Source organism: Pseudomonas sp. PDM26, assembly GCF_019219185.1.
In the GTDB taxonomy this organism is placed as follows: Bacteria; Pseudomonadota; Gammaproteobacteria; order Pseudomonadales; family Pseudomonadaceae; genus Aquipseudomonas.
In genome coordinates, this window is sequence record NZ_JAHUWC010000062.1 from 1 (window position 1) to 305 (window position 305).

The window sequence follows — 305 nt, forward strand, 5'->3', positions numbered from 1 at the left end:
GTGCCCGTCACACCGTCGATGCTGAAGTTGACCACACTGACCGGGCCATCGACGCTCGAGGTGCCGCTGAGGACGCTGCCAGTCAGGGCGGTATCTTCCAGGGTGGAGAGCGTTTCATTGGCGTCGGTGAAGCTGTCGTCGACCGGCGTGACGTCGATGTTCAGGGTCGAAGTGTCGTCTGTACCGGAACCGTCGGTGACGGTGTAGATCACGGTCGGTACCGCGCCGTTGTAGTTGGCGGCCGGCGTGAAGGTGTAGGCGCCGTTCGCCGCGATCACCAAGGTGCCGACGTTGGCGATGGTCGC

Annotated in this window: 1 protein-coding gene; it reads right to left on the minus strand. The window is 63.9% G+C overall.

Features of this window, described 5'->3' with window-relative positions; translation table 11 throughout:
* On the minus strand, positions 1-305 hold a 305-nt coding region (locus tag KW849_RS31105; protein WP_218433909.1), incomplete at both ends, for a cadherin-like domain-containing protein.